General features: G+C 57.5%; 7 protein-coding genes. All 7 read left to right on the top strand.

Annotation, left to right across the window (positions count from 1 at the left end):
• Positions 1 to 82 precede the first annotated feature (82 nt).
• A complete protein-coding gene (gene rplM / locus QZ377_RS11430) occupies positions 83 to 517 on the top strand; it encodes a 50S ribosomal protein L13 (RefSeq protein ID WP_291441268.1) in 435 nt (144 codons plus the stop codon).
• Between the two features lie 13 nt (positions 518 to 530).
• Positions 531 to 923 carry a 30S ribosomal protein S9 gene (gene rpsI / locus QZ377_RS11425; RefSeq protein ID WP_291441267.1) on the top strand — a complete coding sequence of 131 codons (393 nt, stop codon included), beginning with the start codon at positions 531 to 533 and terminating at the stop codon, positions 921 to 923.
• A gap of 178 nt (positions 924 to 1,101) precedes the next feature.
• Positions 1,102 to 2,916 carry a YcaO-like family protein gene (locus tag QZ377_RS11420; RefSeq protein ID WP_291441270.1) on the top strand — a complete coding sequence of 605 codons (1,815 nt, stop codon included), beginning with the start codon at positions 1,102 to 1,104 and terminating at the stop codon, positions 2,914 to 2,916.
• A 142-nt stretch (positions 2,917 to 3,058) separates the two neighbouring features.
• A complete protein-coding gene (locus tag QZ377_RS11415) occupies positions 3,059 to 4,204 on the top strand; it encodes an ABC transporter substrate-binding protein (RefSeq protein ID WP_291441266.1) in 1,146 nt (381 codons plus the stop codon).
• Positions 4,205 to 4,336: 132 nt separating this feature from the next.
• Entirely contained in the window at positions 4,337 to 5,230 is an 894-nt protein-coding gene (locus QZ377_RS11410; RefSeq protein WP_012624698.1) for a branched-chain amino acid ABC transporter permease, read from the top strand.
• Positions 5,230 to 6,270 (top strand): branched-chain amino acid ABC transporter permease, encoded by a 1,041-nt coding sequence (locus QZ377_RS11405; RefSeq protein ID WP_291441265.1) that lies wholly within the window; start codon positions 5,230 to 5,232, stop codon positions 6,268 to 6,270. Before QZ377_RS11410 ends, QZ377_RS11405 begins: the two co-directional genes overlap by 1 nt.
• A partial coding sequence (locus QZ377_RS11400; protein ID WP_291441269.1) for an ATP-binding cassette domain-containing protein occupies positions 6,267 to 6,574 on the top strand: 308 nt, incomplete at its 3' end. The genes QZ377_RS11405 and QZ377_RS11400, both read left to right, overlap by 4 nt.

The raw sequence follows: 6,574 nt of genomic DNA, 5'->3' as shown, positions 1-6,574 counted from the left end.
CCCGTTCGACGGCGCATCGCGAAATGAACTTTTTTGCGGCCTCTACGGCTGCTGCTATTTGCAGATGTGAGGAGTCATTCCGATGAAGACGTTCAGCCCCACCCCCAAAGACATCAACCGCCAGTGGTTCGTGGTTGACGCTCAGGATCAGGTGCTTGGCCGTATGGCCAGCCAGATCGCCCACCGCCTGCGCGGCAAGCACAAGCCGGAATTTGCCCCGCATATGGATAACGGGGACTTTATCGTGGTAATTAACTGCGAAAAGATCAAGGTCACCGGCAACAAGCTGGCTGACAAAAAATATTACCGGCACTCTGGCTGGGTTGGCGGTCTCAAGACCACCATTCTCGGCGACGTGCTGGCCGACAAACCTTCCCGCGTCCTGATGGCCGCCGTGAAGGGTATGCTGCCCAAAAATCGCTTGGGCCGCGCCATGCTGAAGAAGCTTAAGATTTACGCCGGGCCTGAACATCCGCACACGGCCCAGAATCCCCAGCCGCTGACGCTGCCGCATTAAGGAGTAGAATGCCATGAGCGAGAAATTTGAATACGGCACCGGCCGCCGCAAGACCGCCACGGCGCGTACCCGCATATATGCCGGTTCCGGTGGCATCACGGTTAACGGGCGTTCTTTTGAGAACTATTTTCCCCGTAAGACCTTGCAGATGATCATTCGTCAGCCCCTGGTACTTGCCAAGCTGATTGACAAGCTTGACGTGCGCGTCAGCGTGGCTGGCGGTGGTGTGACCGGTCAGGCCGAAGCTGTGCGCCACGGTATTTCCCGAGCCCTTCTGTTGGTAGACCCGGCCCTGCGCCCTGTGCTCAAGAAAGCCGGCTTCCTTACCCGCGACGCCCGCAAGAAAGAACGTAAAAAGTACGGCCTGCGCGCTGCACGCGCCCGGTACCAGTACTCCAAGCGTTAATGCCTTTTACGAAAGCCCTGCCTGTCAGGGCTTTCGTGTTTTTCCGGCGGGTCGCCTTTGCGGCCCGCTTTTTTTTACACGCCGCGCCATCGGTGTTTTTATACAGGTTTTTCCCAGTAAAACTGTATGATCTGTGGCTGCCGGGGTTCCGCATGTTCACATGCCAAAGAGAGTTGCCATGACCGCTATGACCAGAGACGGCCAGTCTTCAGGCCGGCTGCCTGTCCTTGATTACGCGTACACGCACGAACAGACACAGGCCACCACCGGCTATTTTTCCTGTGTGCCGCCTGAGGATCTGGGGTTCGAGGCCGCCCTTGAGCGCCTTGAGACCGCCCCAATGGATGATTTTCTTCACCTGCATCTTCTCCGTCATCTGAGTGCGCAAAACACTGATTATCTGACCGGGCTAGCAGCCCTGTGCCACGATGGGGAAAAAGGTATTTTCGTGCGTCCTGTTCTGGCTGCCCTGCTGCTGGAGTGCACCATTCTTGTACCGCAGCATGAAAAAGCCTGCGCGGGCTTTCCCGCCGATGCGGCGGCTCGCCTGGCGCATGCCAGCCCGGCATTGTATCTGCGGGCGGTTTGCCGTTCCGACATGGGGTCTACAGCAGCATGGAGCGAACTGTTCCGGAACAATATTTGCGGGCATCATGCGTTGCCGCACCCGGAAGAAGCCGGCATTCCTTTGCTTTTCAGTCAGGAAAACATTGAGGAAGCCGCCCGGGGCATGGCAGCCGGGGCAGACTCCATCGCCGTGCACCATGAGCGCCTTGCCGCGGCGGCTGGCTCTGCATGGCAGCGGCCTCCGGCCCAGGAGACGTTTTTGCGCGCCCTGGATGCCCTTATGGAGACGGGCATTATTGCCGGCCCGGAGATGCGTCACGAAGCATCGCTTTCACCCATAGCCCTGTTGCGGGCATGGCAAGTAGATATGGAGGTGTGCTGCGGCGCGGCGCGCCACCGTTTGCGTGGCCAGGCCACAGCTTACGGCCGGGGACTGTCGCTTGCTGCGGCGCGTGCCTCTTACGCCATGGAGATTGTGGAACGTGCCAGCGCTTATGTCAGTATCGGGGCATCCAGTGGCGGATGCGATGGTGACGGCGGGCGGGAGGAAGCAGGGCAAGTGCTTAACCGCAAGCAGCCGATGCCGCTGGTGAAAGCTCGTTTTTCTGAATTGCAGGCCAGGGGCAGGGCAGCTCTGGATCCCAATATGTTGCCGGTGGAAGTTCCATATGAGGATTCCCCTTTGCACTGGCTGCCAGCCACAACGCCAGATGGGAGCGAGGTGCTGGTTCCGGCTCAGGCAGTATTTTTGTTCTGTAACCTTGATGAGCAGGCTCTTTTTCTGGCTGGTGGCTCTACTGGGCTTGCATCGGGCAACACGCTGGAAGAAGCCCGGCAGGCAGCGCTGACGGAGATATTCGAACGTGACGCCGAGGCCACCACGCCCTATAGCCGCTCCCGTTGTTTTACCCTGAAAAGCCGTGATGCGCGTCTGCAATCCCTGTTGGATGATTACGCCGCCTGCGGCATCAACGTGCAGTTTCAGGACATTACTACGGAATTCGGGCTGCCCGTATACCAGTGTTTTGTTATGGGCCGTGATGGAGTGCTTGCCCGGGCCACGGGAGCGGGATTGAGCGGCCCGCGGGCAGCGCTTGCCGCCCTGACGGAAACCCCCTGGCCCTATTCCACCTCCCAAACCGTTCGGCCAAAACCTTCCGGCCCCGGTCTGGCCGGGCTTCCCGTGCGTATGCTGGAAGACCTGCCGGACTACAGCCTGCCGTCACCCGCCGACAATTGCCGTCTGCTGGAGGCCGTATTGGCCGATCACGGCAAAAGCCCTCTTTATGTTGATATAAGCCGTGCGGATCTTGATCTGCCTGTTGTGCGGGCCATTGTTCCCCACCTTTCGCTCACTGGAGAGTGGGACCGGTTTTCGCGGCCTGATATTCGGATCTTTGCGCGATACCTTAATCTGTTTACCTGATTTTGCGGGCTCATGGTTTTTCTGAATTGCAGGCTCATGGTTTTTCTGAATTGCAGGCTATGCTCAAGTTGTTTATAGTGCAGGCCTGATGGCCACGTCCTTGTGGCGGGGCCTTGTGAAAACAAAAAACTGGAGGGAAAGGATGAAACTGGGCAAACTTTTTGCGGCGCTGGCCGGGCTGGCGCTCACCTTCGGCTTTGCCGGACAGGCTCTGGCCGCTGATGCCGCTCCTATCAAAATAGGCGTATACCTTCCCTTAACCGGGCAGAATGCCTTTGGCGGGCAGCTTGAGCTTGAAGGTGTGCGTCTGGCCCATAAGGAAATTCCTACCGTTCTCGGCCGCCCTGTTGATCTGGTGGTTGTGGACAACAAATCCGACAAGGTCGAGGCTGCCAACGCCGTAAAACGCCTTGTGGAACGTGACAAGGTTGTGGCGCTCATCGGCTCCTACGGTTCTTCTTTGGCCATGTCCGGCGCAGAAGTGGCCGAAAAGGCCACGGTTCCTGGCATCGGCACCTCCTGCACCAACCCCCTCGTGACCCAGGGCAAGAAGTATTACTTCCGCGCCTGCTTCATTGATCCCTATCAGGGTGCTGCCGCGGCCACCTATGCCCGTGAGAATCTGGGCTTCAAAAAGGCCGCCGTGCTTATGGACATGACCAATGACTACGCTGTTGGCCTGGCCAGTTTCTTTTCCCGCTCGTTCAAGAAACAGGGCGGAGAAGTGGTCAGCACCCTCAAGTACAGCTCCGGCGACCAGGACTTCACGGCCCAGCTCACCGAACTGATTTCCAAACAGCCCGACATTGTTTTCATGCCCGCCTACTTTGCTGAAGGCGCCATCATCATGAAGCAGGCCCGTGAACTGGGTGCCAAGTTCCGCCTTATGGGCGCGGACGCCATGGATAACCCCGACACCCTCAAGCTCGGCGGCAAGGCTGCTGAAGGCTTCCTGCACACCACCTTTCCCTATGATCCGGCTATGACCAATATGAGCGAAGCCGCACAGCGGTTTACCGACGCCTGGAAGGCCACCTATCCCAACAAGGAAACCAACGTCAACGGCGCTCTTGGGTACAATAGCTACTTCATCATCATTGACGCCATCAAGCGCGCCAATTCCGCCGAGCCCCAGGCCATTGCCAAGGCTCTGGGCGAAACCAAGGACCTGTCTACGGCTCTTGGTGTGCTGTCCATCAACGAATCCCACGATGCTGAAATGCCCGTGGGCATCATTGAATACAAGGATGGCAAGCGCGTGTACGTGGGCGAAGTGACGCCCAAATAAGTTGCCTTTTCCCTGCCCCGCAGCCGCTGTGGCTGCGGGGCGATTTTTCTCTTTTTTTGCCGCCGTCCGCGCGGAAAGGCCCGTTGTGGCCTTTCTTTCGTCGCGATCCAGTACGGCTGCCGAGGTGGCCACATGAGCCTTGACATGTTTTTGCAGCACTGCTTTAACGCCCTTACCTTGGGATCGCTCTACGCGCTTATCGCCATTGGCTATACAATGGTCTACGGCATATTGCGCCTGATCAACTTTGCGCATGGCGACATCCTGATGGTTGGCGCCTACTTTGTTTTTTTCGGCACGTTCGCCTTTGGCTGGCCCTGGGGTGTGGCCGCCGTGGTTTCGGTGGCGGGCGCAAGTCTGCTCGGGGTTTTCATTGAAAGGGTCGCATACCGGCCCTTGCGCGATGCGCCGCGTATTTCGGCGCTTATCAGTGCCATTGCCGTTTCATTTTTTATAGAAAGTCTGGCTGTCGTTGTCTTTACAGGTCAGCCGCGCCCGGTGCTCCAGCCTGAATGGCTTGTTGCCGAGTGGCAGATAGGCAGCCTGCGCATTTTACCGCTCACAGCTTTTGTGCCTTTGATGACCATAGTTCTTGTGGGTTTTCTGCTGTACGTGGTTTACCGCACCAAGCCGGGACTGGCCATGCGCGCCATATCCAAGGATATCGAAACCACACGCCTTCTCGGTGTGCGGGTGGACAACATCATTGCCCTGACCTTCTGCATCGGCTCGGCTCTGGCCGCGGCTTCGGGCATTATGTGGGCCTTGCGCTATCCCCAGGTGCATCCGTATATGGGGATCATGCCGGGGCTCAAGGCCTTTATTGCCGCCGTGTTCGGGGGGATCGGCTCCATCCAGGGCGCGGTTATCGGCGGAGTGGCTTTGGGCTTTGTGGAAATCATGACTGTGGCCTTCATGCCTGAGCTTTCGGGATACCGTGACGCTTTCGCCTTTGTGTTGCTTGTGCTTGTGCTTTTCTACAAGCCCACGGGCCTTCTGGGTGAACGCATGGAGGAGAAAATCTAATGCGCCTGAACAGCAGCACGCTTTTGAGCATACTGGTCATGGTTCTGCTGGGCTGCGCTGTCTGGCAGGCTGAAGCCTTTCTGGGCGATTACCAGATTTATATTGCCAAGCTCATCTTCATCAACGCCATTCTGGCCCTTTCACTTAACCTCATTTATGGGTTCACAGGTCTTTTTTCTTTGGGGCATGCGGGCTTTATCGCCGTGGGCGCTTACGTTTCGGCCCTGTGCATTCTGCCGTTGGAACAGAAAGAAATGATGTGGATTCTTGAACCCATCATGTGGCCTTTTTCCGAACTGTTCACGCCGTTCTGGGTCTCTGTGCTGGCCGGGGGCGTTGTAGCCACCATATTCGCCTTTTTTATAGCTGTTCCCGTTCTGCGCCTCGGGGATGACTACCTGGGTATAGCTACGCTTGGTTTTGCTGAAATCATCCGGGTGCTCATCGTCAACGCCACGCCCATAACCAACGGCTCTTTGGGCATCAAGGGCATACCGGGGCACGCCACGCTGCTGGCCTGTTACATATGGGTACTCTTTACCCTCATTGTGCTCGCGCGGCTTGTATTCAGCAATTACGGCAACGTGCTGCGCTGTATACGTGATAACGAGATTGCAGCCAGAGTCATGGGCATCAACGTGTTCTGGAACAAGGTGCTTTCTTTCTGCATCGGTGCGTTTTTTGCCGGTGTGGGGGGGGCCTTGCTTGGCAGCCACCTTTCCACCATTGACCCCAAGATGTTCAACTTTTTGTTGACCTTCAACGTGCTCATGTTTGTCGTGGCCGGCGGGCTTGGTTCTCTGACGGGCAGCCTGCTTGGAGCTACGGTCATCACCATCCTGCTGGAGTGGCTGCGGGCGATTGAAGAACCCATGGACATCTTTGGCCTGTTCGAGTTGCCGGGTATTCCCGGCATGCGCATGGTGGTGTTTTCTATGGTCTTGCTGGCCATCATCCTGTACCGGCGCGAAGGCATCATGGGTACGCGAGAACTGACCTGGAAGCGGATCGGCGCATTCCTGAGGAGGCACAAGGCATGAGCGAGTTTATTCTGCCCCGCCCCCCGCATTATGAAGGTGCCTTGCTTCTCGCCAGGGACGTGACCATGCGCTTTGGCGGCGTCACTGCCGTGAACGAACTTTCGCTGGCCCTGCCCAAGGGAAGCATCACAGGCATCATTGGGCCGAACGGTGCGGGAAAAACAACGGCCTTCAACGTACTCAGCGGGTTCTACACGCCGCAGGGCGGAGATGTCATTTTTGACGGACACAGCATCAAGGGCCGGAAGCCCTATGATATCTGCCGTCAGGGAATGGCCCGTACGTTTCAGAACATCCGCCTTTC

Source organism: Desulfovibrio sp. (assembly GCF_019424165.1).
Lineage (GTDB): Bacteria > Desulfobacterota > Desulfovibrionia > Desulfovibrionales > Desulfovibrionaceae > Desulfovibrio.
Note: the sequence above shows the minus strand (reverse complement) of the source record. Positions and strands in the feature narration are given on the sequence as shown.

What these genes read in the sequence shown, in the direction of transcription:
- rpsI (WP_291441267.1), top strand. Translation starts at nt 531, where the DNA reads ATGAGCGAGAAATTTGAATACGGCACCGGCCGCCGCAAGACCGCCACG.
- QZ377_RS11410 (WP_012624698.1), top strand. Translation starts at nt 4,337, where the DNA reads ATGAGCCTTGACATGTTTTTGCAGCACTGCTTTAACGCCCTTACCTTG.
- QZ377_RS11420 (WP_291441270.1), top strand. Translation starts at nt 1,102, where the DNA reads ATGACCGCTATGACCAGAGACGGCCAGTCTTCAGGCCGGCTGCCTGTC.
- QZ377_RS11415 (WP_291441266.1), top strand. Translation starts at nt 3,059, where the DNA reads ATGAAACTGGGCAAACTTTTTGCGGCGCTGGCCGGGCTGGCGCTCACC.
- QZ377_RS11405 (WP_291441265.1), top strand. Translation starts at nt 5,230, where the DNA reads ATGCGCCTGAACAGCAGCACGCTTTTGAGCATACTGGTCATGGTTCTG.
- rplM (WP_291441268.1), top strand. Translation starts at nt 83, where the DNA reads ATGAAGACGTTCAGCCCCACCCCCAAAGACATCAACCGCCAGTGGTTC.